The 26,144-nt window shown below is 68.1% G+C and carries 25 protein-coding genes; 11 read left to right on the top strand and 14 right to left on the bottom strand.

The genetic code is table 11. The annotated features are described in order from the left end of the window. Position 1 precedes the first annotated feature (1 nt). The 6 genes from Y958_RS05695 to Y958_RS05670 form a co-directional block, all read right to left on the bottom strand. On the bottom strand, positions 2-586 hold the full coding sequence (locus Y958_RS05695) for a hypothetical protein (RefSeq protein WP_088871238.1): 585 nt from the start codon (positions 584-586) through the stop codon (positions 2-4). Positions 587-685: 99 nt separating this feature from the next. Next, entirely contained in the window at positions 686-1,510 is an 825-nt protein-coding gene (locus Y958_RS05690) for a biopolymer transporter Tol (RefSeq protein ID WP_244909385.1), read from the bottom strand. 29 nt (positions 1,511-1,539) lie between these two features. Then, positions 1,540-2,466 (bottom strand): VOC family protein, encoded by a 927-nt coding sequence (locus Y958_RS05685; RefSeq protein WP_211098540.1) that lies wholly within the window; start codon positions 2,464-2,466, stop codon positions 1,540-1,542. Between the two features lie 31 nt (positions 2,467-2,497). Continuing rightward, positions 2,498-4,747: an alpha-amylase family protein gene (locus tag Y958_RS05680; RefSeq protein WP_088871237.1), complete on the bottom strand. Its 2,250-nt coding sequence runs from the start codon at positions 4,745-4,747 to the stop codon at positions 2,498-2,500. Positions 4,748-4,753: 6 nt separating this feature from the next. Continuing rightward, positions 4,754-7,387 carry a glycoside hydrolase family 3 C-terminal domain-containing protein gene (locus Y958_RS05675; RefSeq protein WP_211098539.1) on the bottom strand — a complete coding sequence of 878 codons (2,634 nt, stop codon included), beginning with the start codon at positions 7,385-7,387 and terminating at the stop codon, positions 4,754-4,756. A gap of 94 nt (positions 7,388-7,481) precedes the next feature. Beyond that, on the bottom strand, positions 7,482-8,741 hold the full coding sequence (locus Y958_RS05670; protein ID WP_211098538.1) for a Gfo/Idh/MocA family protein: 1,260 nt from the start codon (positions 8,739-8,741) through the stop codon (positions 7,482-7,484). Between the two features lie 189 nt (positions 8,742-8,930). On the opposite strand from Y958_RS05670, the gene Y958_RS05665 reads away from it, so the two are divergent. Then, positions 8,931-10,625, top strand: coding sequence for a carboxylesterase/lipase family protein (locus Y958_RS05665; RefSeq protein WP_088871236.1), 1,695 nt, complete (start codon positions 8,931-8,933; stop codon positions 10,623-10,625). Positions 10,626-10,634: 9 nt separating this feature from the next. Here the strand turns inward: Y958_RS05665 and Y958_RS05660 are convergent, their stop codons facing one another. After that, positions 10,635-11,492, bottom strand: a complete 858-nt coding sequence (locus Y958_RS05660; RefSeq protein WP_088871235.1) for an oxidoreductase — start codon at positions 11,490-11,492, stop codon at positions 10,635-10,637. 259 nt (positions 11,493-11,751) lie between these two features. On the opposite strand from Y958_RS05660, the gene Y958_RS05655 reads away from it, so the two are divergent. After that, on the top strand, positions 11,752-12,198 hold the full coding sequence (locus Y958_RS05655) for an acetyltransferase (protein ID WP_088871234.1): 447 nt from the start codon (positions 11,752-11,754) through the stop codon (positions 12,196-12,198). Positions 12,199-12,220: 22 nt separating this feature from the next. On the opposite strand, the gene Y958_RS05650 is transcribed toward Y958_RS05655, so the two are convergent. From Y958_RS05650 to Y958_RS05630, 5 genes are all read right to left on the bottom strand, one after another. After that, positions 12,221-13,144 carry an alpha/beta fold hydrolase gene (locus Y958_RS05650; protein WP_088871233.1) on the bottom strand — a complete coding sequence of 308 codons (924 nt, stop codon included), beginning with the start codon at positions 13,142-13,144 and terminating at the stop codon, positions 12,221-12,223. A gap of 157 nt (positions 13,145-13,301) precedes the next feature. Then, positions 13,302-13,790 carry a hypothetical protein gene (locus tag Y958_RS05645; protein WP_088871232.1) on the bottom strand — a complete coding sequence of 163 codons (489 nt, stop codon included), beginning with the start codon at positions 13,788-13,790 and terminating at the stop codon, positions 13,302-13,304. Positions 13,791-13,903: 113 nt separating this feature from the next. After that, complete coding sequence (locus Y958_RS05640) at positions 13,904-14,494, bottom strand: TetR/AcrR family transcriptional regulator (RefSeq protein WP_088871231.1); 591 nt, start codon at positions 14,492-14,494, stop codon at positions 13,904-13,906. Positions 14,495-14,548: 54 nt separating this feature from the next. Beyond that, a complete protein-coding gene (locus Y958_RS05635; RefSeq protein WP_088871230.1) occupies positions 14,549-15,199 on the bottom strand; it encodes a glutathione S-transferase family protein in 651 nt (216 codons plus the stop codon). Positions 15,200-15,348: 149 nt separating this feature from the next. Beyond that, a complete protein-coding gene (locus tag Y958_RS05630) occupies positions 15,349-16,260 on the bottom strand; it encodes a LysR family transcriptional regulator (RefSeq protein WP_088871229.1) in 912 nt (303 codons plus the stop codon). Positions 16,261-16,351: 91 nt separating this feature from the next. On the opposite strand from Y958_RS05630, the gene Y958_RS05625 reads away from it, so the two are divergent. The 5 genes from Y958_RS05625 to Y958_RS05605 all read left to right on the top strand — a co-directional run bounded on the left by Y958_RS05625 (position 16,352) and on the right by Y958_RS05605 (position 22,693). Beyond that, on the top strand, positions 16,352-17,368 hold the full coding sequence (locus Y958_RS05625; protein ID WP_186291278.1) for an NADP-dependent oxidoreductase: 1,017 nt from the start codon (positions 16,352-16,354) through the stop codon (positions 17,366-17,368). Positions 17,369-17,399: 31 nt separating this feature from the next. Next, positions 17,400-17,702 (top strand): putative quinol monooxygenase, encoded by a 303-nt coding sequence (locus Y958_RS05620; RefSeq protein ID WP_088871228.1) that lies wholly within the window; start codon positions 17,400-17,402, stop codon positions 17,700-17,702. 215 nt (positions 17,703-17,917) lie between these two features. After that, positions 17,918-18,946 carry a LacI family DNA-binding transcriptional regulator gene (locus tag Y958_RS05615; protein WP_088871227.1) on the top strand — a complete coding sequence of 343 codons (1,029 nt, stop codon included), beginning with the start codon at positions 17,918-17,920 and terminating at the stop codon, positions 18,944-18,946. A gap of 6 nt (positions 18,947-18,952) precedes the next feature. Continuing rightward, complete coding sequence (locus Y958_RS05610; RefSeq protein ID WP_186291277.1) at positions 18,953-20,566, top strand: alpha-L-fucosidase; 1,614 nt, start codon at positions 18,953-18,955, stop codon at positions 20,564-20,566. A 48-nt stretch (positions 20,567-20,614) separates the two neighbouring features. Continuing rightward, positions 20,615-22,693, top strand: a complete 2,079-nt coding sequence (locus tag Y958_RS05605; protein WP_088871226.1) for a beta-galactosidase — start codon at positions 20,615-20,617, stop codon at positions 22,691-22,693. 59 nt (positions 22,694-22,752) lie between these two features. Here the strand turns inward: Y958_RS05605 and Y958_RS05600 are convergent, their stop codons facing one another. Further along, positions 22,753-23,523, bottom strand: a complete 771-nt coding sequence (locus Y958_RS05600; protein ID WP_088872496.1) for an enoyl-CoA hydratase/isomerase family protein — start codon at positions 23,521-23,523, stop codon at positions 22,753-22,755. Positions 23,524-23,622: 99 nt separating this feature from the next. Next, positions 23,623-24,519, bottom strand: a complete 897-nt coding sequence (locus Y958_RS05595; protein WP_088871225.1) for a LysR family transcriptional regulator — start codon at positions 24,517-24,519, stop codon at positions 23,623-23,625. Positions 24,520-24,632: 113 nt separating this feature from the next. Between Y958_RS05595 and Y958_RS31855 the strand changes: the two genes are divergently transcribed. The 4 genes from Y958_RS31855 to Y958_RS05585 are packed head-to-tail and all read left to right on the top strand — an operon-like array spanning position 24,633 to position 26,134. Next, the gene (locus Y958_RS31855; RefSeq protein ID WP_186291276.1) at positions 24,633-24,806 is read left to right on the top strand and encodes a hypothetical protein; all 174 of its coding nucleotides are present in this window, start codon (positions 24,633-24,635) and stop codon (positions 24,804-24,806) included. Continuing rightward, positions 24,799-25,419, top strand: a complete 621-nt coding sequence (locus Y958_RS05590; RefSeq protein WP_088871224.1) for a glutathione S-transferase family protein — start codon at positions 24,799-24,801, stop codon at positions 25,417-25,419. The genes Y958_RS31855 and Y958_RS05590 overlap by 8 nt, the downstream gene beginning before the upstream one ends. 50 nt (positions 25,420-25,469) lie before the next feature. Further along, positions 25,470-25,829, top strand: a complete 360-nt coding sequence (locus tag Y958_RS32730) for a redoxin family protein (protein WP_276328581.1) — start codon at positions 25,470-25,472, stop codon at positions 25,827-25,829. Continuing rightward, positions 25,742-26,134 (top strand): peroxiredoxin-like family protein, encoded by a 393-nt coding sequence (locus Y958_RS05585; protein ID WP_276328580.1) that lies wholly within the window; start codon positions 25,742-25,744, stop codon positions 26,132-26,134. The genes Y958_RS32730 and Y958_RS05585 overlap by 88 nt, the downstream gene beginning before the upstream one ends. Positions 26,135-26,144 lie beyond the last annotated feature (10 nt).

Below are 26,144 nucleotides of genomic sequence, written 5' to 3'. Positions count from 1 at the left end.
CTCAGCCCAGGGCGATGGCCGAACCGGTGAAGGGCAGGACCACCTCATAGCCGGGCGGCGGCGGGGTGACCGGCGTGGCGGCGGCGGTGCCGAACTGGGTGATGCCCCGGCCAATGTGATGCGCCAGGTCATGGCGGACCCCAGCGAAGTCGAACGGGACGCTGGCCACCAGGCGCGCGGAAAACACGTTGGTGGCGAACACCGGCGCCGGCGTGGCGCCGACGGTAACCGCCACGGTGGTGCCCACCGCCAGGCTGGTGCGGCGAAACGTGGCGATACGCTCGCCCTCCATGAAAGAGGCCGGCTTGTCGAAGGTGGCCGCCGGGCGGCGCTGCAGATACAGCGAGAACTCGCCCACCGGATCCAGCCCCAGCGTCAGCACCCCGTTGTCGATCTGCGCCGCCTTGAACGGCCGGGCAGCGAAGGTGAAATGCGCCGTCTTCTCCGATGGCGTGCCGTCGAACAGCGGCACCCCGTCGAACGGAAGGTGCAGGAAATAGCCATAGTCGGCCAGTTCCCCGTCCGTGGTGCCGTAGAAGCGGCCGGTGGCGTACCAGGCAAGCTCAGTGGGAAGCAGGGCGGTCATGGGCGGTCCTTGCAGGATGGTCGATCTGGCTCCAGCCTGGCACAGGCCACACTGGCCCGGAATCTCCCTTGACGAGATAATCCGGGCCAGCATGCCCGCCTAACGTACCTTCCCGCTCGCATTCTCCAGCATCACCCGGGACAGCACCGCTGTGTCCGTTGTGGTCGGCAGGTGGGAGACGAAGCCGATGCCGGCGTAGAAGGGCTCGGTTAGTTTCAGGGAAATGGGGGCGCCGTAGGAGTGCATGGGCTCCCCCTGCTCGCTGACCCACAGGGTGAAGGCGTCGCCCTTCTTCTCGATGCCGATGCGCTGGGGATGCAGGGTGACCAGGCCGGCGACGGCCTCCCCCTTCAGGGCGCCGCGGCTGCCGACCTTGTATTCCATGTCCACCATCTCCGCCCCCTTGGCCGGACGCCAGGCGATGTGGAACATGCCGGTGCCGTGCAGGCCCACCACCATCTCCGGCGCGTCGTCGTCCAGGCTCTGGCGGATGACCAGCAGGGCCTTGCGGTCGCCGTAGCCCACGGGGTTGGGGAATGCGACATCCGCCGCCAGCGACACGTCGCCGGATATCTTCTTCCACAGGAAACGGAACTCATCCCGGCCGTACCACATGTTGTAGCCGGCCGAGGTGATGGTGTAGCGGCCGTCCTGGACCGTTCCCTGCCCCGGCACCAGGGCGCCGCCCACGTCCGCCTGGCCGTCGAACAGGCCAATGGGCGTGTCCTCAACGCGCGATGGGCGGTGGAAGCCCGCCGGCGGGGCCACTTGGCGGTGGCCGGGATAGTCGGGATAGGCCCAGTCCGGCGCCGTGGGCGTGCCGGGCGCGCTGTTGGCGGGCGAAGTGCCGGGCACCTCTTGCGCCCAGGCCGGCGTGGTGGCCAGAGCCATCAGAACGGCCAGCGCGGTCATGCGATGCTTCATCTCGTTCTTCCCAATCTTGAGGACGCCGCTCACTTCTCCGGATCCGGCGCGCCGAACGGGGTGCAGCAGGGCGTGCCGATGGCGTGCAGTTCCATCAGTTCCGCCCGGGTGCCGTCGGGGTCGATCAGGTTCATCTGCCACTTCGCGTCGCGCCCGATCTTGGGCAGGTTGTCCTGGCCCTTCAGCCGGTCGCCATTCCACAGCAGGGTGTAGGCGGCCTCCGCGTTGGGGATGGCCAGGGCGAAATGGTTGAAGACACCCAGGGTGGCCTGCGACAGGTCCGGCGGAATGCCTTTCGTGTCCGGCGTGCCCACCACCATGTATTCGATCCAGTCGCGGCCATCGGGCAGCTGCAGGGAAATCCAGGTGGGCTTGTCATCCTCCATCCCGCCGGCCCAATAGGGATGCAGGCCCAGAATCTGCTGGTAGAAGCCGTCTTCCAGCGCCCGGTTATGGACGATGAAGCCGAAATGCATCATGTGGCTGGAGAGGGCGTTGGCCGGGATGCTGGGCGGCGTGGCCGGCGCCTGCACGAACTGCATCACCGTGCCCTCGGGATCGGTCACGTCGAACCAGCGGCTGCCGTCCGACCCCTGCTGCACCTTGCCCGGCACCGCGATCTTCCTGGCGATCAGATAGTCGCGCATGGCGGCGACGTCGGGGGTGTTGAAGGCGCCATGGGCCAGGCGGTTTATGCCGGTGTACCCCGCCGGCAGGGGCAGCACCTCCACGAACTGCGTGGGGCTGAAGTAATAGCGCACGCCGGCCGGATTCTCTGGATCCGGCAGCTTGGTGGCGCCCAGGTCGTGGACGTAGAACGCCTCCGACTTCGCCATGTCCGCCGCGTAGATCGCCAGATGCGAGACGGCGACGATGGGCGGCCGCGCCGGGGTGGCCGCCTGCGCCATGCCGCACAAACCCGCAAGCACCAGCGTGCCGATGATCGTTCCTTTCATGGTTCCTCCCTGTTTTGTTTTACGTTGAAGATCAGATTTCCAGCGCCACCACTTCGTATTCGTCCAGGCTGGGCACGGTGAATTCCACCACCGCGCCCTCCTGCCGAAGGGGCAGCGGCTGGCCGGCGCGCAGCAGGCTCGCCTGCCGGATGGGCCTTGGTGACGGCAGGGTCATGCGCACCAATTGCGGCCCCAGCGGGCTCAACCCGCGGGCGGCGGTGGCGCGGAAACCGGGGTTGGTGTGGTTGACCAGGTGCAGGGCGTAGCCCGGCTCCGTCTCCCACCCGAACACCTCCACCAGGCCCGGGCCCTGAACGGTGATGGGCGGCGCCGGGGCCAGCCAGCGCAGGGCATTGGTGACAAGATCGCCCAGGTCGGCGGCGCCGGAGCGCCAGTAGCCGGCCTCCACATCCGCCGCCAGGTAGACCAGACGCGCCCCACCCGCCTCGCGCACCGCGAGGGTGGGCTGGCCGGTATGCGGCTGGCGGCTGTAGACCCCCTCCGTCGGGTACCAGGGATACTGCGCCACATGGGTCAGCAGGGGCGGGCCGTCGATGGTGATGGGCACGCGGCAGCTGGAGCCCTGAATCCAATCCGTCTCCTCGAACCCCGCCAGGATGGGATGGCGCCGCTCGATGCGCTGTATAGCGCTGGACCCGGGGAAGCGCGGCTGATTGGGCGTGGCCGCCTGGCCGAAACTCTCGCGCTTGCCCGCCCGGCGCATGCCGAACAGGGCGCCCAAGGCGAAATCGTCACGGGGGCGGCCGCCCTCGTCGTACAGCCCGGTCTCGAAGGTCGCCAACACGCCGCCGCCCGCCTTGGCGAAGGCCGTCACGGCGGCGGCCTGGGCGTCGCCCATCAGTGCGATGTTGGGCAGCACCAGGCTCTGGTATCGGCCCAGCGTGGCCGCGTTCAGGTCACGGTCCAGCACCACGTCGAAGGGGATGCGCGCCTCGGTCAGCAGTTGGTACATGCCCTGGACGGCGTCTAGCGTGTCCGTGCCCACCGGCGGGTCGTACAGGCGGTTGCCGCGCTGGGACACTACCAGGGCCACGCTGGCGATCGAACGACGGTTGTGGAAATGACGGTCGTTGGCGGCCTGCCAGGCCAGCACCTCCCGCCCCACCTTCTGCCAGCGCCGGTCTTCGATGAAGCCCTGCTGATAGCCCAGCCAGTGGTAGTGGACCACCCCGCCCGCCGCCAGCGTCTGGTGGATGCGCGAGCGCACCTCTACCGCGTTGCCGGTGACGTTGCGCCAGCGGATGTCGCCGGCGATCTCATACCCCGCCGTGATGTTGGTGACGGGGCGGTCACCCCCTTTTCCACCAGGGGAATTGCCAACGATCGCCTTGCCGATGCGGGTCTGCTGGCTGGCATCCCAGGCGGGGGCGCCGATGCCACCCCGACCCTGGTTGTCGGCCATGAACCAGGGTGCCGTGGCAGCCAGGGCCGACAGGTCCAGGGTGCCGCCCCGGAAGCCGCCGCCCAGGTTGCCGGTGAAGATCAGCCGGGCGTCATGCTTCTTCACCAGGGCGTCGTAGCGGCCCCACAGCTCCACCGCCCGCTTCAGGAAAGCATCCTCATACGCCCGGCTGTGCGGGTCGCCGATGGTGCGGCAGATGGGGCAATAGCAGACGACGGCGTCCGGGCTGGGCCAACCGTTGCTGTAGATGCCGTCGATGGGGTAGCGGCTGAGCACCTCATCGAACAGGGCCGGCACGAAAGTGGTGTAATAGTCGCTGAACTGGCAGGTGGGCGCGAACTCCGACGAGGCCGACGGGTCGTCCGGCGCCCCCACAAGGGAGCGGCGGACCAGGGCGCCATCCTGGGTGCGGCAAAACCAGTCGGGATGCCTGTCCGCCAGCTGGCTCTTGGCGATATCGATGCTGAAGCGGCCCATGACGCGGATGCCCCGCGCCTTGGCCGCCGCCACACATTCCCCGAACACGTCCCGGCCCTTCAGCCAGGCGCTGACCGGCAGGTCCGGCAGGCCCGTGGGATAAAAGGCCACCACGTTGGTGCCGCTGAGATAGGTCATCTGCGCTTGGCAGGAGGCCAGGTAGTCCGCCCACTTCCCGACGTCGAAGGTCTCGGGGTCACGCTCGTTGAAATTGACGTGGACGATGCGCTTCATGCGCTGGTGCCAGGCATCGGGCGGATAGGCGCCGACGCCCGGCCTGGGCGCGGCGCTGGCCGTCCCCGTGCCGGCGGCGGCCAGCGCCGCCCCGGCCATCAGGGCGAACTCACGGCGGGTGGGTTCCATGCCATTGATCAAGGTCATGGGTCCTCACTCCGCCACGGGCGCCGTGCCGGCGATGGTGAAGCCCGCCGTGGCGCCGGGGACGCCGGTGCCGGGCTGGCCGCCGCCCACGGTCAGGGTATAGCGGCCTCCCGCCACGACCCGGTCGCCCGCCTCCGTCACGCTGGACAGGTCGCGGGGGTCGAGGTCGAAGTGGACCTTCTTGCTCTCACCCGGCGCCAGGTGGACGCGGGTGAAGGCGCGCAGGGCCCGGATGGGGGCGCCCGGAATCCGCGGGAAGCCCAGGTACAGCTGCACCACCTCATCCCCCGCCACCGCGCCGGTGTTGCGCACCTGGGCATCCACGCCCAGCGTCTCGCCCGCCTTCAGCGTGGCGGCGGACAGGGCCGGAGGGGTGTAGGCGAAGGTGGTGTAGCTCAGGCCGTGGCCGAAGGCGTATAGCGGCTTGCCGGTGAAGTAGCGGTAGGTCCGCCCCCTCATGCTGTAATCCTCGAAGGGCGGCAGGCCGTCCACGCCCTTGTAGAAGGTCACCGGCAGGCGGCCGGAGGGGTTGTTGACGCCCGACAGCGTCTGACCGATGGCCATGCCGCCCTGTTCGCCCGGGTACCAGGCGTCGATGATGGCATCGACGTGCGCCACGGCCCAGTTCACCGACAGGGCGGACCCGTTCATCAGCACCAGGGCCATGGGCTTGCCCGTGGCCTTCACCGCCTTCAACAGGTTCTCCTCTTCCGCCGGCATGTCCAGGCTGGTGCGGTCGCCGCCCTTGAAGCCGGGAACGGTCACCGTCATCTCCTCCCCCTCCAGGGCGGAGCTGATACCGGCCACGGCCACCACCAGGTCGGCCGCCTTGGCCGCCGCCACGGCGCGGTTCAGCGGGTCGGCCACCACCGGGTTCCACACCAGGCGGATGACGGGGCCCTTGGCCGGCGTCTGGTCGATGCGGATGGCGTAGCGGCGCCCGGCCTCGAAATGCAGGGCCTTCATCTGCGGCGTGCGCTGGCGGTCACCGTTCTTCACCGCCTCGGCCCCCTCCACCCACAGGGTGGCGTTGGCGCCGCTGAGGCCAATGTTGTACTCACCCGTCGCCGGCACGGTGACGAAGCCTGTCCAGCGGGCGGAGATGGCGGCGCCCTCCACCACCGGGGTCATGTCGCGGTCCAGGTTCAGGATGCCGTCGGTGCGGGTCACGGCCGGGGCGCCGCTGAAGTCACGGTTGCCCCAGTACTCCCCCTTCAGGCCGGGCTTGCCATCCGGACCGCTGAGGGCGCTGGCCGGAATGGTGGACGCGGAGCGCAGGAAATTGCTGCCCGGCTCATAGACGATCTGGGCGTTGGGGAAGGCGGCGCGGATACCGTCCAGCGCCGTCACCGGGTGGATGGGCTGGCCGTTGTAGTTGCCCAGCAGCACGTCCACTTGGTCGGCCAGCGGACCGATCACGGCGATCTTCTTCACCGCCGGCTTCACCGGCAGCACACCGTTGTTCTTCAGCAGCACCATGGACTCATTGGCCAGGCGCAGGGCCAGCGCCACATGCTCCGGCGAGTTCAACTGCGCGTCATCCACCTGGGCGTAGGGCACGCTGGCCGGCGGGTCGAACAGGCCCAGGCGCATGCGGGCCGTGAACAGGCGGCGCAGGCTGGTGTCCACCACGTCCTGCGACACCAGCCCCTGGGCGATGGCGTCACGGTAGAGGTCGAAATCGTCCGGCTCGTCCGGCGGCCGGTTGTACTGGGTGCAGTCGTTGTCCACGCCCAGCTTCAGCGACACGGCCGCCGCCTCCGCCAGGGTCTTGGTGTAGCGGTGGCCGCGCTGGATGTCGGCGATGGCGTCGCAGTCGGACACGACATAGCCGGTGAAGCCCCAGCGCTTGCGCAACTGGTCGGTCAGCAGGAAGTCGCTGGCGCAGGCCGGCTGCCCGTTCACGCGGTTGTAGGCGCACATGACCGAGGCCACCTTGCCCGCCGTCACCAGTTCGCGGAAGGCCGGCAGGTAGGTGTCCACCATGTCATGCCGACTGGCGGCCACGTCCACCTCGTGGCGCGTCGGCTCCGGCCCGCTGTGCACGGCGTAATGCTTGGCGGTGGCGATCACCCGGTAATATTTGGGATCGTCGCCCTGCATGCCCTGGACGAAGGCAGTCCCCAGCTTGCCGGTCAGGTACGGGTCCTCGCCATAGGTCTCCTGCCCCCGGCCCCAGCGCGGGTCGCGGAAGATGTTGATGTTGGGCGACCAGAAATCCAGGCCCTGGTAGATGCGGTGCTCCGCCCCCGCCTTTTCCACGCGGTTGAACTTAACCCGCGCCTCGGTGCCGATGGCGATGCCCATCTGGCGGATGGCGGCGGGGTCGAAGGTGGCGGCCAGACCGATGGGCTCGGGGAACACCGTGGCCTCGCCGTTGCGGGCGACGCCATGCAGCGCCTCGCTCCACCAATTGTAGGCGGGGATGTTCAGGCGCGGGATGGCCCGGGCCTGGTTGGTCAGCTGCGCCGCCTTTTCCTCCGGCGTCAGGCGGCCGACCAGGTCATCCACCCGGCGCTCCACCGGCAGGCTGGGGTCCAGGTAGGTCGGCTTGGCCGCCTCCTGTGCATGAACGCTCCCCGCGCCCGCCACCACAGACAGGGCCGCCAGCATGGCGACCCCGAATACAGAACGACCCATCCGCCCCTCCCATTGTTAGCGTTATCATTTTAAGTCCGGAACGGCCCGGGGATGTGACCGCGCCATCAAGACAGCTGTGCTTTACAATCGCCGGTCAGGCCGGCACGTCGACGACCTTGGCCGGGTCGACCGCGCGGGTGTAGCCGAAGGCGGTGGACACGGTGGCGCCCCCCTGGGCGACCGAGTCCAGGATGGCCTTCATCAGCCGCATGTCCTGCAGTCCTTCCTCGCCGGTGGAGACCAGCGGCGCCTTGCCCCGCACCACATCGGCCATCCAGTCCATCTCGCGCGCGAACTGGTCGATCTCGTGGATCGCCTGCACCTGCGACTGGTACCCGGTCTGCACCGTCAGGCGGTTGCCGTTGTAGAAGGCGCCGGGGTCGGCCACCAGCCGCCCCTGCGTGCACTCCACCTGGTAGGACATGGTGGGGGCGTAGTCGAAACTGGTGGACCCGTTGGCGATGGCGCCGCTGGGGAAGCGGAACTGCCAGGCGATCAGGTCCTCCACCTCGCGGAAACGCGGGTCCTTGCGGTCGGTCTGCGCCCAGGCGCGCACCTCCACCGGTTCCTCATTCAGCAGGTAGCGTGCGCCGTTGATGCCGTAGATGCCCATGTCGGCCAGGGCGCCGCCGCCGGACATCTTCATGTCCAGCCGCCACACGTCCGCCGGATCGCTGAGCGAGGCCTGGCGCCCCATCTGGGTGACCACCATGCGGGGCTTGCCCAGCTTGCCCGAGCGGATCAGGCGCATGGCCGCCAAGTTCAGCGGCTCGTAATGGCAGCGGTAGGCGATCATCAGCTTTCGGTCGGCGGCCTTGGCGGCGGCGATCATCGCCTCCGCGTCCGCCACGCTGGTCGCCATGGGCTTCTCGCACAGCACATGCTTGCCAGCCTTCAGCGCGCGGATGGTGAACTCCGCATGCATGGCATTGGGCAGGACGATGTAGACGACCTGGATGCGCGGGTCGTCCACGATGCGATCGTAATTCTCGTAGGTGTAGATCGCGTCCCTGGCCACGCCGTATTTGGCGGCGAGTCGCGTGGCCTTGTCAGGGTGGCCGCTGACCAGGGCGGTCAGTTTCGCCCGCTTGGCGCTGTGGAAACCGGGCAGGATCTGCCCCTGCGACAAGAGGCCCAGGCCGACGACGGCGAAGCCCACCCCCTCCCCTTCCGCCGGACCGGCGGCGGGTGACGCGAAGGCCGGGCGCATCAGCAGCGTGCCGGCACCGGCAGCCCCCAAGCCCATGAGAAGACGGCGGGAAATACCATTTTCGCCGCTGCCCGAACTGCCATCGGTCGCGGCGCTGTCGAGGGAAATGGGATCGGTCCCGGCCGCCGGAATGCGCGCAGGCATCCCCAGCCCTGTCCTCCGGACGCTCATTGTTCCTCCCGGTTTTTATGTTACCGTTATCAGAGACTCATACGCCGATTGCCCCGCGTTGAAAAGGGACCGGCTGGCGGCATCCCCTGCCCCGGCCGGCCATGTCCCCTCGACGCGGCCCTCGCGCCCAGGTCGCACAAGAATAAAACCGGGAGGAAAATCATGACCCTATCCCTCAACCGCCGCACCCTGTTGCAGGCTGGTGCCGCCGCCGTCGCAGCCCCCTATTTCTGGGTTCCCGCCCGCGCCGACGATGGCGTCTGGTTCACGCAAACCGTGGGGCCCTTCGTGGAAGTCGAGACATCGGCCGGCCGACTCCGGGGTGGACACGACCGTGGCGCCCTGGCCTTCAAGGGCATCCCCTACGCCGGCCCGGCCTCGGGCAAGAACCGTTTCAAGGCCCCGCCCAAGGTGACGCCGTGGACCGGCGTGCGCGACGCCACCCGCCTGGGTCCGCCCGCCATGCAGGGCCCCGGCACCACCTATGGCGAGCATGAACCGGCCTACAGCGAAGACTGCCTGGTGCTGAACGTCTGGACCCCGGCGGTCAACGACGGGGCCAAGCGGCCGGTCATGGTTTACTGCCACGGCGGCGGCTTCACCACCGGCAGCGGCGGCCAGCGCATCCAGGACGGTGCCCGCCTGGCCGCCACCTACGATGTGGTGGTGGTGGCGACCAACCACCGCCTGGGCCTGCTGGGCTATCTCTACCTGGGCGACCTGGGCGGGGCGGACTACGCCACCTCCGGCAACCAGGGCATCCTGGACATCATCGCGGCACTCGGCTGGATCAAGGAGAACATCGCCACCTTCGGCGGCGACCCCGGCAACGTCATGGTGTTCGGCGAGTCCGGCGGCAGCGCCAAGACCTGCGCCGTCATGGGCATGCCCGCCGCCCAGGGCCTGTACCACAAGGCGGGGATGCAGAGCGGGCCCATGCTGCGCGGACTTCCCAAGGAGGTGGCGACGGAGACGGCGCGCCGCGTGCTGGCCGCCTTCGACATCCATCCGAAAGATTTCGCCAAGCTGCACGACGTGCCGGCGCAGAAGTTCATCGACCTGCAGCTGGCGGCAGAGAAGGGCCAGGGCCCCCTGACCGTGGCCACCAAGGAGTGGCAGGCCGGCCACCCCCCGCCCAAGCCCAGCCTGGCGGCCAACCGCGCGCCCAAGCCCGGCGGCTGGGGCCCGGTGGTGGACGGCACCGTCCTGCCCCACCACCCCTTCGACCCGGCGGCCCCCGCCCTGGTGGCCGGCATCCCCCTGCTGATCGGCAACATGCGCGACGAGGCCGCCTTCTTCGAGCGCGACCATCCGGAGTTCTTCCACATGGACGCGGCTAGCCTGACCGCGCGGGCCCAGCAGGCCTTCGGTCCGGACGCGGAGCGCATCCTGGCCACCTACCGCCAAACCCGCCCCAACGCCACCCCAGTGGAACAGGGCATCGCCATCGAAACCGCCCTGTCCATGGGCGCCGGCACCGCCACCCTGGCCGACCGCAAGGCGGCACAGAGCGCGCCCGTCTATCGCTACCGTAACGACTTCCAGTCCAACATCCCGATCAAGGGCACGGACTGGACCCTGCGGGCCGGCCACGCCATCGACATCTCCATCACTTTCCTGAACACGGAGATGCCGGACCTGCAGGGCGACGGCCCCGGCCTGGTGGAAACCGCCAAGGCCGTCAGCGGTTATTTCACCAGCTTCGCCCGAAGCGGCGTGCCCAGCGCCGCCGGCCAGCCGGCCTGGCCCCGCTATGACACCAAGGACCGTGCCGTCATGCTGCTGAACAGCCAGTGCCAGGTGGCCATGGACCCAGATGGGCAAGAGCGGGAGATGTGGCAGGCGCTGGGGGTGTGAGCGCCGGCCTCAGGGATTGGGGAAATCGGCGGACAGCGCCCGCTCGCGCTGGCCCTCGATTTCCGCCAGCCGCTGGCGCAGCCGCGTCACCACCGCATCCTGGCCCCAGGCACCCAGCACCACATGGCGCGGCGGGGTCGCCTGTTGCGTGATCTCGATCATGATGTCGCTGGCCCGCACGGGGTCCCCCGCTTGGGTGCCGCTGATGTCCTTGGTGGCGGCCAGGCGCTTGGCCGCCGTGTCGGCGTAATCCGGGATGCGGCTGGCTGTCTGGCGCAGGGAACGGCCGGCCCAGTCGGTGCGGAAGGGACCCGGCTCGACACAGGTGACGCCGATGCCCAGCGGCTCCACCTCCGCCCGCAGGCTGTCGGACCAGCCCTCCACCGCGTGCTTGGACGCGGCGTAGTAGCCGGAACCGGGGTAGCCCACCAGGCCGGCGACCGAGGTGATGTTGAGGATGTGCCCGCCGCCCTGCGCCCGCATCAGGGGCAGAACCGCGCGCGTCATGGCGAACAGGCCGAAGACGTTGGTGTCGAACTGGGCGCGGATTTCAGCCTCCACCCCCTCCTCGATCGCGCTCTGGTAGCCGTAGCCGGCGTTGTTCACCAACACGTCGATGCGGCCGAACCGCTCCTGCGCCGCCGCCACCACGGCGTCGATCTGGTCATACTGGGTGACGTCCAGCGCCGCCGGCATGGCCCGCTCATCCGCCGTCGCCACGATGTCGATCACCTGGGCGGCGTCACGCGCCGTGACCACCACCCGCCAGCCGCGCGCCAGCACCCTTTGGGCCAGGATGCGGCCGAAGCCGGTGGAACAGCCGGTGATAAGCCAGACGGGGGTTTCCAAGGCGGGGGTGTCAGCCATGAACGTTGCTCCGGAATGGGATCGCTACCAGAAGGCGCCACCCTAAAGCAGCGCGCCGGTTCCCGTCCAACCGGCAAGGCGACATAGGCCTGTGGAACTTCGTTGCCTCCGGGGCTGCGCCCTGGACCCCGACGCGGTTCGCGAGACTCAACTCAACTGTGATTGCTTCCGTCCGCCGGGCCGGAGTGACGGCCGTCAGCGACTGTGGAATGGAGGGGCGTGTGTTCTCCCCGGCCGACGAACTGCACAGGGGGATCCAATGACGAACCCAATCACCATCCGACCGTCAGAAGCCCGCGACGGGGTCCGGGTCCTCGGCATCTGGCGCCGGGCCGTCGACGCCACGCATGACTTCCTGACACCCGCCGACAGGGCGGCAATCGATGCCGAGGTGGCGGATTTCCTGCCCACGGCCCCGCTGTGGCTGGGGGGCGACGCCGCCGACCGGCCCATCGGCTTCATGCTGCTGAACGGCGCGCATATGGAGGCGCTGTTCGTCGATCCCAGCCACAGGGGGACTGGGGTCGGGCGCCGGCTGGTCGCCCATGCCCTGACCCTGCACCCCGTCCTCACCACCGACGTGAACGAGCAGAACGGCCAGGCCGTGGGCTTTTATGAGCGGCTGGGCTTCCATCCCACCGGGCGCTCCGCCCTCGACGGCCAGGGGCGGAGCTATCCGCTGATTCATTTGCGATCGGGCGGTTGACGGCCAAGATCACGCTCCGACGTCACACCTTGGCGTCCAGGAAGGCGCGGATGGCGGCGACCGTCGCCGCCGGCTGTTCCTCCATCAGCCAATGGCCGGATTGAGGAATGACCAGCTCCTGCACATTGCTGGCGGCGGCGCGCGCCACCACCGCCATGGTGGGCCCGAAGGAATGGTCGCCGCCAATGGCCAGGACCGGCATGGTGAGCGGCCCCTGGGCCAGGAAGGCCTGGTCGTCCTTCACATCCTGGTCGAAGGCCTTGAACTGTTCGAACCCGGCGTGCATGGCGCCGGGGCGGGCGTAGAGGGCGGCGTAGTGCTGGCGCGACGCCTCGTCGAACCGGCGCGGGTCGGCGGAGAACTCGTTCCAGAAACGGTCGAGATAGATGCGCTCCCGCCCCGCCACCAGCCGCTCCATATCCGGTCCGCCGAAGCGGAAATGCCAGAGCAAGGGGCTTTTCAGGATCTCATCCCAAGGGCCAACGCCGGGAATGGGCGCGTCCATCAGCACAAAACGCGTGACGCGGTCACGGTTCTGGGCCGCGAAGGCGTAGCCCACCATGTTGCCGATGTCGTGGGTGACCAGATCGACCTTGCCGATACCCAGCGCGTCCAGCACGCCCGCGATATCCTGGCCTTGCGTCTTCTTGTCGAAACCGCTGGTGGCGCGCGCGGACAGGCCCATGCCGCGCAGGTCGGGCACGATCACGGTGTGATCGCGCATCAGGTCGGCGGCCAGCGGCGCCCACATGTCGCCAGTCTCCCCATAGCCATGCACCAGGACGACGGCGGGGCCGCTGCCGCAGACGCGGACGTGCAGGGTGGTGCCGTTGGCCGGGACCTGCCGCGCGTGGCAAGTGGACGGGAACGGCATGACCTTGGCGCTGGCGGCACCGACGCCAAGGCACCACAAGGCGGCCACGGTCGCGGCCAGCAGTTTCAGCATGGGGACGGTCCTCGCGAAACGGAGGGGCCCGAACCCCTCGCCTGGTTGTTTCGCCATCCCTATACCGTCTTGCGACACGTTTGATTGTAGATGCATGTCCCGTTTGGACGATAACGGGGGTTTTTGTCGGCGGGATCGGCGGCCCAGGACGCGGCCGTCATGAGACGGCGGCCTTGCCCTGCCGGCGCAGGAAGAGGATCTGGGCGGCCACGCCGATGACCAGCAGGACGAAAAGGGCCGCCTGGGCGCCGAGCAGAAGCGGCGACTTCAGGTCGGTGACCAGGGGGTGGCCATCGGGGACACGGCGCAGGGTTTCGCTGACCGTCGGCACCATCAGCAGGAAGGTCGTCAGGCTGAGGAAAATCGTCTCCAGATACCTGCCGGCGCGACCCAGGCCAGGGACGCGCCCGACCCCATATCCGGCGAGCAGCAGCAGGATGGTCACCACCGCGATGCCATAACTGACGGGTTGGTGGGCGACCAGGAACACCGTGACGCCCCCGATCAGCATCGACACGAAATAGACGGCGCCAGGTCCCGACCGCGGCACGATCCGCCCGTGGCGGGCGAACATGTACAGGGCCAGAGGAATGGCGGGCAGGCTGCCCAGCGTGTGCACCCAGCCCAGGGGCGAAATTCCAAACATGTCGATCTCCATTAGTTCGCAAAGGGGAAATACAGATGCTGCAACAACATCCGACTAGTAGGTAGGTAGCTTGGGCGCGCGAAGACGCCGCCCAGCGTCAGGCGGCGTCCCTATCAGGCAGAAAGCCGGTCCAGCAGGGGTGTCATGACCACCCCAAACATCTTGGGGTCGCCATAGGCCCTGGCGGACAGCATGGCCCCATGAACGGCGGCCAAGAACGCCTCCGCCTCCGCCCGCGCCGTGCCGCTGAGACGAAGCAGGCCCTGCTGCGCCCCCCGTTCGAACACCGAGGCCAGCCAAGCCGCCAGGAAGCGGAAATGGGCCCTGACCTCCAGTGCCACCTCTTCCGGCAGGATGGGCAACTCACTGGCCAGCATGGCGCAAATGCAGAAGGACGCGCTGGCGTCGGTGATGCACCCCTCCCAATACCCCGCGTAGCTGCGGAGTTGCGCGAGCGGATCGGGGACATGGCGCTCAAGCTCCGCTATTCCGGTGCGCGCCTCCTCGCGATAGCGGGCGACCAGCGTGCGGACCAGATCCACCTTGTTGGGGAAATGGTGGTGGATGCTGGCCTTGCGGATGCCGACGACCGCGGCGATATCGGCGTAGCTGAAGCCATTATAGCCGCCCGCCATGACCAGCGACCGGGCGCAGGCTAAAATCTCATCGGCGGTGGAGGATGGGGCGGTGGATGGAGTGCTCATGCGCCGAACCTACCTTCTAGTAGGTTACCTTGTCAAGCCTCGCGGTAGCCCGCATCAGGCGCCCGATGCGGCGGTGAAGACCGCCAACTGGGCGGCGAAGGCACGCTGGTAGGCCGGGCGGGCCTCCCCCCGGGCGACGTAGGCGGCGAGGTTGGGATACTCATCCAGGATGCCGGCCGCCTTCACCCGAAGCAGTACGGACACCATCAGCAGGTCGCCGACGCTGAATCCACCGTCCAGCCAGTCGGCATCGCGCAGGTGGCCGGAGAGTTCCGCCAGCCGCCGCCGGATGGCATCCTTGACCATGGCCCGGCGTTCCTCGAACCAGCTCTTGTCCCGTTCCAGGAACAGGACGGTCTGGAGGTCCAGGATGGGCGGCTCCACCGTGTTGAGGGCGGCGAACATCCAGCTGATTGCCCGCGCCCGGGCGACGGGATCCTGTGGCAGCAGGCCGGCCTGGCTTTCCGCGATATGGAGCACGATCGCCCCGGACTCGAACAGGGCGAGATCCCCGTCCTCATAGGTGGGGATTTGCCCGAAGGGATGCCGCGCGCGGTGCGCGGGTTCCTTCATGGCACTGAACGAGAGCAGCCGGACGTCATATGGCTGCCCCGCCTCCTCCAGCGCCCAGCGCACGCGCATGTCCCGCGCCAAGCCCCTGCCGCGATCGGGCGACAGCTCAAAGGCGGTGATGGTGGGATTCATGGGACAACCTCCCCTGTGACTGTACGATATCTTCCGTCAGGCGACGCGAAGTTCCGGACGCCGTTGGGTGCCGTCACCGGAACGACGAACGCCGCCGCCGCGCGCCGACACCCCGTTCCTTATTTTTCTTCCACGCGGCGCCCCGCGCGTCACTGGGCCGGCAGGGCATCCTGCAGATGGGCCAGGAAGGCGCGCACCGCCGGGTTGGCCCGACGGCTTTCCGGCCAGACGGCGGTGATGTTGTGCCGCTCGACCGCATAGTCGGACAGCACCGGCACAAGCTCCCCGCGCGCCACATAGGGGGCGGCGACAAAGTCGGCGCTGATGCCGATGCCGCCACCGGCGACAAGCGCCGCTATCAGCGCCTCACTGGCGTCCATGACGATGCCGGACGCGGGCACGATCTCGATTTCGCGATCCCCGATCAGAAAGGGCCAGCGCAACATCTGCCCGGAGCTTTGATAGCGGAGAGCGGCGGTGTCGTGCCGCGCCAAGTCGTCCGGATGCGACGGCGTTCCCCGGGCGGCCAGGTAGGCGGGCGATGCGTAGCAGCAGAACCGGTGCGGCGCTAGCCGCCGCGACAGCAGCCGCGTATCCGGCAGGTCACCGATCCGCACGGCCAGGTCGATCCCTTGCTCGATCAGGTCGACGAACTGGTCGCTCAACCGCAGGTCCACCACCACCTGGGGATGGCGCGCCCGAAACGCCGGCAGCGCCGGCGCAATCACATGGATGCCGATGGGCAGGGACGCGGCGATGCGCAGGGTTCCCGACGGCGCCGACCGCGCGGACTTCGCCGCCTGCTCGATCTCCTCCGCATCCCGCAGCAGCCGCAGAGCCCGCTCGTGCAGGTCACGGCCCTCCGGCGTCAGGGTCAGCGAGCGTGTCGTCCGGGTGATCAGGGCGACGCCCAGGTTTTGCTCCAGCCGCTGGACGCTCTTGCTCACCGCCGATGGGGAAATCGACAGCGAGCGGGCGGCCGCGGTGAAGCTGCCCAGCGAGCCGACGCGGGCGAAGGCGATCAGCCCGGTGAGCCTTTCAAGTCCGATTTGTTCCTTCATGGAAATACTGAAGCCACTTCCAGCCGAATTGTCAATTCGTGCTCAGAAGCCAAACTATGTCTCAGCTTCGAAAGCACGAAAGGAATGCATCATGAGCGACACGATGAAAGCGGTGCGGCTGCACGAATTCGGCGGCCCCGAGGTGCTGCGCTATGAGGACGCGCCCCGCCCTACCCCCGCGCCCGGCGAGGCTCTGGTCAAGGTCCATGCCGTCGGCCTCAACCCACCGGATTGGTACCTGCGGGACGGCTATCGTTCGCTTCCCCCCGAATGGCAACCGCACCCGACCTTCCCCTTGACCCTCGGGTCGGACATATCGGGCGTCATCGCGGCCGTTGCCGGCGATGTCGGTGATTTCGGCGTGGGCGATGAGGTCTATGCCATGGTGCGCTTCCCCCACCATGTCATGGAGGGCAGCAAGGCCTATGCCGATTATGTCAGCGTCCCGGTATCAGACTTAGCCCGCAAGCCGGCCGGCATCGATCACATCCACGCGGCCGGCGCGCCCATGTCCCTGCTCACCGCCTGGCAGTTCCTGATCGAGCTGGGGCACGACGCGCCGAACCCGTTTCAACCTTACAGGCATGAGCCGGTGCCGTTGCGCGGCCGGAAGGTGCTCGTCAACGGGGCCGGCGGCGGTGTCGGCCACTTGGCCGTGCAACTGGCGAAGTGGCAGGGCGCGCGCGTCATCGCCGTGGCATCCGGAAAGAATGAAGGCCTGATGCGCGACCTGGGCGTCGACCAGTTCATAGACTACACCCGGATGGCCGCCGAGGAGATGGTGCGCGACGCGGACCTGGTGCTCGACACCGTCGGCGGGCCCGATACCGGCCGCTTCCTGCGCACCCTGAAACGGGGCGGCGCGCTTTTCCCCGTCTATCCCCTGGGCTTCACCGGCCATGGCGAGGCGGAGACGCTGGGCATCACGGTATCGACGACGCAGGTCCGGTCCAGCGGCGCGCAGCTGGCCCAGGCTGCCCGTCTGCTCGACAACGGTACCGTCCGCGTCGTGATCGACAGCACCTTCCCGCTCGCCCTGGCCTCCCAGGCGCACCAGCGTGCCGCCCGCGGCAACATCCAGGGCAAGATCGCCCTCACCGTTGCCTGACCGGAAAAGCGAATCCCAGGAGTGTGCGATCATGCTTATCGTGATGGGCCATGTTCAGGTCGATCCCTCCGCGGTGGAGGAGTTCGCCGCCGATATCCAGGCGCTCGCGCGGTCCGTCCGGCAGCGCGAGGGCAACCTGACCTACGCCGTCGCGGTGGATGACCAAAGCAAAGGCCGGTTGCTGGTCGCTGAGCGCTGGCGCGACCAGGCCTCCCTCTCCGCCCACCTAGACGCTCCCGACACGAGGGCCTTCGTAGGGAAGTGGCAGGGCCGGATGACAGGCGATGTCCGGAAATACGACGCCGCGAACGAGCGGTCCCTGCTGGACGGATAATGCCCGGCCATAGGGACCGAATCGCAAGGAAACGGCCCAGATCGGTCCTGGCGGATTGAGCTGGGCCGTTCTCCATATATCCCCACCGACGTAGGCGCAGCCTTTCAGAAAACCGACTTGTTATAAATATGCTTAATCGATAAAGTTAGCGCTAACTGCCGCGCGAAACAGGCCTAAAGGGCTGCACCGGCACACCGTGGGGAGAGGCGCGCATCTTGACCGCCCGCATGAAAGACATCGCGCTGGAACTGGGGCTGTCTGTCGTCACAGTGTCCAAGGCCTTGCGCGCCCACCCGGATATCGGGGAAGCGACACGCCGCCGCGTGCTGGAGCGGGTGGCGGAGCTGGGATACCAGCCGAACCTGATGGCTCGGTCGCTGGTCACGGGCCAAACCTGGACCATCGGCCTGATCGTCCCCGACCTTCTCCACCCCTTCTTCGCGGGCATCGCCAAGGCCATCGCCAACGACATCCGGGCCCACGGATACGGGCTGCTGATCTCTTCCTCCGATGAGGAACCGGATGCGGAGCGGCAGCAGATCCGGAATCTGCTGGCCCGGCAGGTGGATGTCATCGTGCTGGCCTCCACCCAGACGACGATGGATGGCCTGCGGGAGATCGAGCGGCGGGGCACGCCCCACATTTTGCTGGATAGGCGGTTCGCGGACGCCGAGGCCCATTTCGTCGGCAATGACGATGAGGCGGTGGGGGCGCTGGCCACCGCGCATCTCATCGCGCAAGGATGCCGGCGTATCGCCCATCTTCGCGGGCCGGAGGTGAGCACAGCGGCGGGGCGCCTGTCCGGTTACCGACAGGCCCTGGCCCAGCACGGGTTGGCGCCGGCGCCGGATCTGGTGATGGACCTGGGGCCGTCGGGCGACCACCGGGGCGAGGAAGCCGGCTATGCCGCGACACGGCGCCTGCTGGCGCTGTCTCCCCGCCCGGACGGGCTGTTCTGCTACAACGACCCCTCCGCCCTGGGTGCCATGCGCGCCGTGCTGGAGGCGGGACTGCGCATCCCGGACGACATCGCCATCATCGGCTGCGGCAATCTTTCCTACGCCGACTTCCTGCGCATCCCCCTTTCCTCCGTCGACCAGGGCGCCGAAGCCATCGGCCGGCGCGTGGCCCAGCTGGCCACCAGCCTGGCCGGCACCAAGAACGCGGCGCTGCCGCCCCATGTCGATCTCGTGCCGCCGCGCCTGGTGGCGCGCGCCTCCACCATCCGGTCCCCGAAGGAATAGCAGCTTATGGTAAGCCCGACGCGTCGTGACCTCGTCCGCTATGCCGGCGCGGTCTCAGCCCTCACCTTGTCCACCGCGCCTGTCGCCGCCAGGGCGCGCGCCGACGCCGGCCCGTTCCAGCCCACCTGGGACTCCCTGGCCGCCGGGTACCAGGCGCCGGCCTGGTTTCGCGACGCCAAGTTCGGCATCTGGGCCCACTGGGGACCGCAGTGCGCGCCGGAGTTTGGCGACTGGTACGCCCGCCGCATGTACATGCAGGGGGACCCCAGCTACGAACATCATGTCAAAACCTACGGCCACCCCACGCAATTCGGCTTCATGGAGCTGATCAACCGCTGGAAGGCGGAGCGGTGGGACCCGGAGGAGCTGACCAAGCTCTATAAGGCGGCGGGCGCCAAGTACCTGGTGTCCATGGCCTGCCACCACGACAATTTCGACAACTTCGACTCCCGCCACCACGCCTGGAACGCCACGCGGGTGGGCCCGGGCAAGGACATCGTCGGCGGCTGGGCGGCCGCGGCGCGCAAGCACGGCCTGCGCTTCGGCGTCAGCAACCACGCGAGCCATGCCTGGCACTGGTACCAGACGGCCTACGGCTACGACGCCACCGGCCCCCACGCGGGCCAGCGCTACGACGCCTTCCGCCTGACCAAGGCTGATGGGGCCGGGAAATGGTGGCAGGGACTGGACCCCCAGAACCTTTACACGGGACGTAACATGGTGATCCCGGATGGGATCACCGACCTGGCCGCCATGAACGCCTGGCACGAGTCCCACGACGGCATCTGGAACGAGTCCGTGCCCCCCAACCGGGCCTTCGCCGAGACTTGGCTGAAACGGTGCCAGGACCTGATGGACCGCTATCAGCCGGACCTGGTCTATTTCGACGATACCGGCCTGCCCCTGGGCGACTACGGCCTGCGCGCCACCGCCCATTATTACAATCAGAGCGTGGCCCGGAAGGGCGCTGTGGACGTGGTCGTGAACTGCAAGGAACTGACGGACCTGCAGCGCCGCGCCGTGGTGGCCGACATCGAGCGGGGATTTGCCGACCACATCGTCGCCGAACCCTGGCAGACCGACACCTGCCTGGGTGACTGGCACTACAGCCGCCCCCTGTACGAACGCAAGGGCTACCTCAGCGCGCATCAGGTGGTGCAGCGCCTGGTGGATGTGGTCAGCAAGAACGGCTGCCTGCTGTTGAACGTCCCGGTCCGCAGTGACGGCACCATCGATGAGCTGGAACGCGGCATCCTGGAGGAACTGGTCGGCTGGATGGCCGTCAACAGCGAGGGGATTTTCGACTCCCGCCCCTGGAAAACCTACGGCGAAGGACCGACGGAGGTGGCGGCCGGCAAGTTCAACGAGGCCAAGCTGCGCCCCTTCACGGCGGAAGACATCCGCTTCACGGTCAAGGGCGATACCCTCTACGCCTACGCCCAGGAATGGCCGGCCGGGAAGTCCCTGACCATCCGAACCCTGACGCCGGCGGCCCACCCCGTCCAGCGCATCGACCTGCTGGGCGGCGGCGCCCTGGAGTTCAAGCAGACCGACGACGGCGTCAGCGTGACCCTGCCGGACCAGCGGCCGACCTTCACCCCCGCCTTCCGCATCCGATAAGCGCCGACCCGACGGCACGGGCGCCAGAACAGATCGTGTGAGACAGATATGGCATCGCGTTTTCCAGCCGGTTTCCGGCGCCAGGGGCTGCGCACGCTGCTGGCCGCCCTGTTATGCACCGCATCGATGGACGCGGCCGGCGCGCGGGAGGCCCAGGTGCCCGCCAGCTGGCCGGGCCCGGACCAGCTGTTCGTCGGCGCCTGCTACCAGCCGATCGACCGCACGCCGGCGCAGATCGACCAGGACATCGCCATCATGAAGCACGCAGGCTTCACCGTGGTGCGCATGGGCGACCTGTCATGGGATTCGTTCGAGCCGGCGCAGGGCAAGTTCACCTTCGACTGGTTCGACGCCGTGCTGAACAAGATGCACACCGCCGGCATCCGGGTGATCCTGGACATCCCCGGGACGCCCGCCCCCATCTGGCTGCACCGCGCCTATCCCGGGGTCGATATCGTCAACCAGGCGGGTGCGCGGCTGCCGCCGGCGGAACGCTACATGGACAACATCGGCGATCCGGACTATGTGCGCGAGGCCGGCATCCTGGCCGAGGCGATGACCAAGCGCTATGCCCACCACCCAGCGGTGATCGCTGTGGGCTACGACAATGAGATCGGCAACGGCTTCATGTCGTATTCTGAGGCCGACCGCCAGCGCTTCATCACCTGGCTGCGCACCAAGTACGGCACTATCGACGCGCTGAACAAGGCCTGGGCGACGCAGCGCTGGTCGCGCCGCCTCAACGATTTCTCGGATGTGGACCTGCCCCTGGCCGACGGCCCCGGCCCGGCGGAACGCTTCCTGGACCTGCACCGCTATTGGTCCGACGTCACCGTGGACCGCCTCCGGGAGCTGGACGCGATCCGCCGCCGGACCATGCCGGACCTCCCCACCATCTCCAACCTCTGGGACTATGCGCCGCGGCGCGGCTTCGATTATCTGGCGACCTACAAATCCTACGTCTCCTACGGCGCGGAGGGGTTCTACCCCGCCGACCCCATAAGCGGGGCGTTCAACGCGCTGATGACCAAGGGCGACCTGCCCACACCCATCTGGTTCAATGAGTTCACCGCCGGCGGGGGCGGCGACTACGGCACGCCGGGCCGCAGCCGCATGTACGCCTATCTGGGGTTGCTGCTGGGCGCGCAGGGCATCCTGGCCTGGACCTTCAACAGCCATTTGGGCGGGGAGGAGCAGGCCCTGTTCGGCCTGGTCGACCATGACGGCACGCCGTCCTGGAAGGTGGATGAGTTCGGCCGCATCGCCGGGGAGTTCAAACAGCTCTCCCGCTATGGCTTTCCGCGCCACACCCGTCCTGAGGTGGCCATCGCCTATTCCTTCGAATCCGCCATCGCCTCCCACCCCAACGGGCCATCCAGCACCACCCGGCAGTATTTCCAGGGCGCCTACGGCGACATGGTGCAAGCGGCGTTCGAGCCCCTGTTCAAGGCCAACATCGATACCGCCATCATCAACGTCGGGCACGACACGCTGGCGCCCTACAAGCTGGTGGTCATTCCCGCCGACTATGTGATGGACCCGGCCAGCGCGAAGGCCGTGCGGGACTATGTCCAGAACGGCGGCACGGTGCTGATGACCGGCTATTCGGCCAAGGTGGACGAGCATGCGCAATGGTTCGACACGCCCCTGCCGGGCCGCCTGTCCGATGTGTTCGGGCTGAAGACCAACGCCTTCTATCGGTCGGAGGCGCCGCTGAGCTACAGCCTGGGGTCGTCGTCGACGGCAGCCACCACTCATTATTATGAAGTGCTGGCGCCGACGACGGCGACGGTGCTGGCGACCTTCGACAACACGCCCGACCATACGCCGGCCATCACCATCAACAAATTTGGCAAGGGCACCGCCCTGTACCTGGCGACGGAGCCCGCCCCTGCCGCCATGGCGCCGGTCCTGGCCTACGCCTCTGGCTTGGCGGGTGTTCACCAGGGGCCGCAGACCCCGGACGGGGTTTACGCCCGCGTCGTGGACGGGCGGACGCTGTATGTGAACACGACGCGGGAGGCGCAACGCATTGCCATCACCGGCGTCAAGACCGGGCTCGTCAGCAATCGTCGCTACGACGGCAGCCTGGTTCTGGGCCCCTGGGAAGCCGAGCTGCTGCCCTAACGTGGAGAGGGCGCCGGCGAGGCCAGCCGCCCGGCGCCTACCGGGCGGCGGCCGTGATTTCAGCCCTGGGCGGCCATGCGGCGGGCGACGTCGGCGGCGCTGATGCCTTCGAGGGCCAAGCCATAGGCGGTGCCTTCATCGATCAGGCGGCGGAGCTGCTGGGTCAGCGCCATACGGGTGTAACGGCCGGTCAGCGGCGGCAGCGCGGCGATGCCGTCGGCGATCTCATGGGCGCGGGCGAGCAGGCGGTCCGCCGGCACGATCTCGTTGACCACCCCCCACTCCTTCGCCGTCTGGGCGTCCAGCACCTGGCGGGTCAGCAGGAAGTAGCGCCCTCGGACCGAGCCGATCACGTGCGGCCACAGCAGGTGCATGCCGTCGCCGGGCACGATGCCGAACTCGAAGTGCGGCTTGTCCTGGAACACGGTGTCCGGCGTCGCCAGGATGATGTCGGTCAGCAGCGCGTATTCGCTGTGCAGCAGGACCGGACCGTTCAGCGCGGTGATCATCGGCACCTCGATGTCGAGGATGTTGGACAGCACCTTGCGGCCCTCGCGCAGGATCTTGTCGTAGCCCCGGGGCGTGAAGAAATCGAAGCCCTCGGGATTGATCATGTCCATGAAGGCGTCGCCCGTGCCGGTCAGGATCACGGCGCGATTGTCCCGGTCCTCGCCGATCTGGTGGAACAGCTCGACGAATTGCTCGTGCGTATGCCCGTTGAAGACGAGCTTGCCGCCATCGGTATGCAGGGCGACTTCCAGGACGCCATTGTCCTTGCGGGTCAGCCGGGCGTTGGGGAAAGCGTCGCGATAGGTCTCGAACTTGGCCATGGTGCTCATCCTTGATCTCAAGCCGTCCGGAAGCGGCGGCCTGACGGATTAGCTAAGCCATCCAACGGCGGGACGGACGAAGGCGCGGGGCGATATGGCTTATTCCAACGCGGAATACGGGTGGGCCATCACCGCTTCCACGAAGCGGGTGAATTCGCGCGCCTTGGCGCTGGCCATGCGCCCCCCGGGGAAGACCGCCCACAGGTCGAGGGCCGGCAGGGCCCAGTCCCCCAGCACCCGGCGCACCCCGCCGCTGGCCAGTTCAGGCGCGAACATCCAGTCCGAGGCAATCGTCAGCCCCATGTCGGCCAGCACCGCCGCCCGCTGCCCCTCGGCCGCGCTGACCTTGACGCGCCCGCGCATGGAAACCGACGCTTCGGTGCCGTCGTGGGTAAAGCACCACACGTTGGGCAACTGGCTGTGGATCACGGCATCATGCCCGGCCAGGTCGGCGGGGCTCTGCGGTTCCCCCCGGCGCGCCAAATAGGCCGGCGTGGCCAATACGGAGCGCGGGCCCGTCGCCAGCTTGCGCGCGACCGCGGCTGAGTCAGGCAGCGCGCCCATCCGAAGCGACACATCGACGCCCTCGGCCACCAGGTCGATGACGCGGTCGTCGAGGATCACGTCGATCTCCAACTCGGGATGCTGTTCAAGGAAGCGCGGCAGCACCGGCACGATATGCAGGCGGGCGAAGGTGGTCGCGGCCGAAACGCGCAAGACACCGGACAGTCCCGCCCCCGCGCCGCGGGCGGCCAAGTCCGCTTCGTCGGCTTCCCGGATGGCAGCCTTGGCCCGCTCATAGAAGCGCTGGCCCGCCTCGGTCGGGCTCAGCCCGTGGGTCGAGCGGATCAGCAGGTTGACCTGAAGCCGGTCTTCCAGTTGGGCGACCGTTTTCGAGACGGCGGGCTGACCGACATTCAACTGCCGCGCCGCCGCCGAGAAGGAGCCCGTCTCCACCACACGCACAAACGCCGCCATCGCTTGATATCGGTCCACGTCATTCCTCCTTGGAATGAGCTTTATCGCCCAGAGCCCACTGCCCCGTCGAGTGTGGAACGGGCACCTATTGGCGTGCCTTCGGATGGGCCGAGGGGGGTGAGGAGATCGAGATGATGGTTCGTTGGCTGATGGGAAGCGCCGCCGCGCCGTCCCTGCTGGAGGGGATCCTCACCTTTCAAATTACCGGCAGCCCGGTTCCAGCACTGGTCGCGCTGGCCGCGCCCATCCTGCGCGCCGGGCTGCGTTACCCGGGCTGCGTTACAAAGGAAGCTCACCATGCTTGAGGTTTATGCCTTCGCCACGCCCAACAGCATCAAGGTGCCGATCGCGCTGGAGGAGCTGGGGCTTGATTACGAGCTGCATAGCGTCAACGTCCGCCAGGGCGCGCAGAAGGCGCCCGATTTCGTGGCACTCAACCCGAACGCCAAGGTGCCCGTGCTGGTCGATGGCGATCTGGTCCTGACCGAGTCCGCCGCCATCCTGGTCCATCTCGCCGAAAAGACCGGCCGCCTGCTGCCGGCCTCCGGTGAAGGCCGGGCCCGGGTGTTCGAGCAGCTGTTCTTCCATGCCTCGGGGCTGGGTCCCGCATTCGGCCAGTCAGGTTTCTTCCAGCGCTTCACGGCCGAGCCGCAGCCGATCGCGATTGAACGCTTCCTGGGTGAGGCCAAACGCACCGTGTCCGTACTGGACGGGGTGCTGTCGCGGCATCGCTACGCCGCCGGCGACGCGTTCACCATCGCCGACATCGCCCATTTCGGCTGGCTGTGGCGGCGCGAGTTCGCCGGCGTCGGGCTGGAGGACACGCCCCATGTCGCCCGCTGGTACGCCGATGTCGCGGCGCGCCCCGCCGTTCAGCGCGCCCTCTCCCGCATCAACGCGCTGCTGCCGTCCGCCTGACCCTCAATTCCGGCGGGGAATGAGCCCCGCCCCCTTCACGGAGATGTTCCATGTCCCTGCAATCCAAGCTCGACGCCTTCAAGGCGGACTTCGAAGCCGGCAAGCCGCCCTACAGCGTGCCGCCGTCGGTGATCGAGACCATGCACCGCGCGACCGCCGAGCTGATCGCCAGCGGCGCCGCCACCCGTGCGCTTAAGGCTGGTGATCAGGCGCCCCCCTTCACGCTGAACGATCCCGATGGCAAGCCGGTCTCATCGGCGGCGTTGCTGGCCAGGGGACCGCTGGTGGTGAGCTTCTATCGCGGCGTGTGGTGCCCCTCAATATGGAGCTGCAGGCGCTTCAGGCCGCCCTGCCGGCGTTCGAGGCGCTGGGCGCAAGCCTCGTCGCCATCTCTCCGCAGTTGCCGGTGAACAGCCGCAAGTCCGTCCGCCAGAACGCGCTCAGTTTCCCCATCCTGTCCGACACGCGCAACGACGTGGCCGCCGCCTTCGGCCTTCGCTTTGAACTGCCCGGCTATCTCGTCGATCTTTATAAGAGCCTGAAGAACGACCTTCCGGCCTTCAACGGCGACCAGAGTTGGACGTTGCCGATGCCGGCCCGCTATGTCATCGCGCCGGATGGGACGATCCTCTATGCCGAGGTCAATCCCGATTACACCCGCCGGCCGGAGCCCGAGGACATGATGCCGGCCCTGCGCCGCGCCGCAGGCACCTGAACATACGCCG

Source organism: Nitrospirillum viridazoti CBAmc (assembly GCF_000730165.1).
GTDB lineage: Bacteria > Pseudomonadota > Alphaproteobacteria > Azospirillales > Azospirillaceae > Nitrospirillum > Nitrospirillum viridazoti.
Note: the sequence above shows the minus strand (reverse complement) of the source record. Positions and strands in the feature narration are given on the sequence as shown.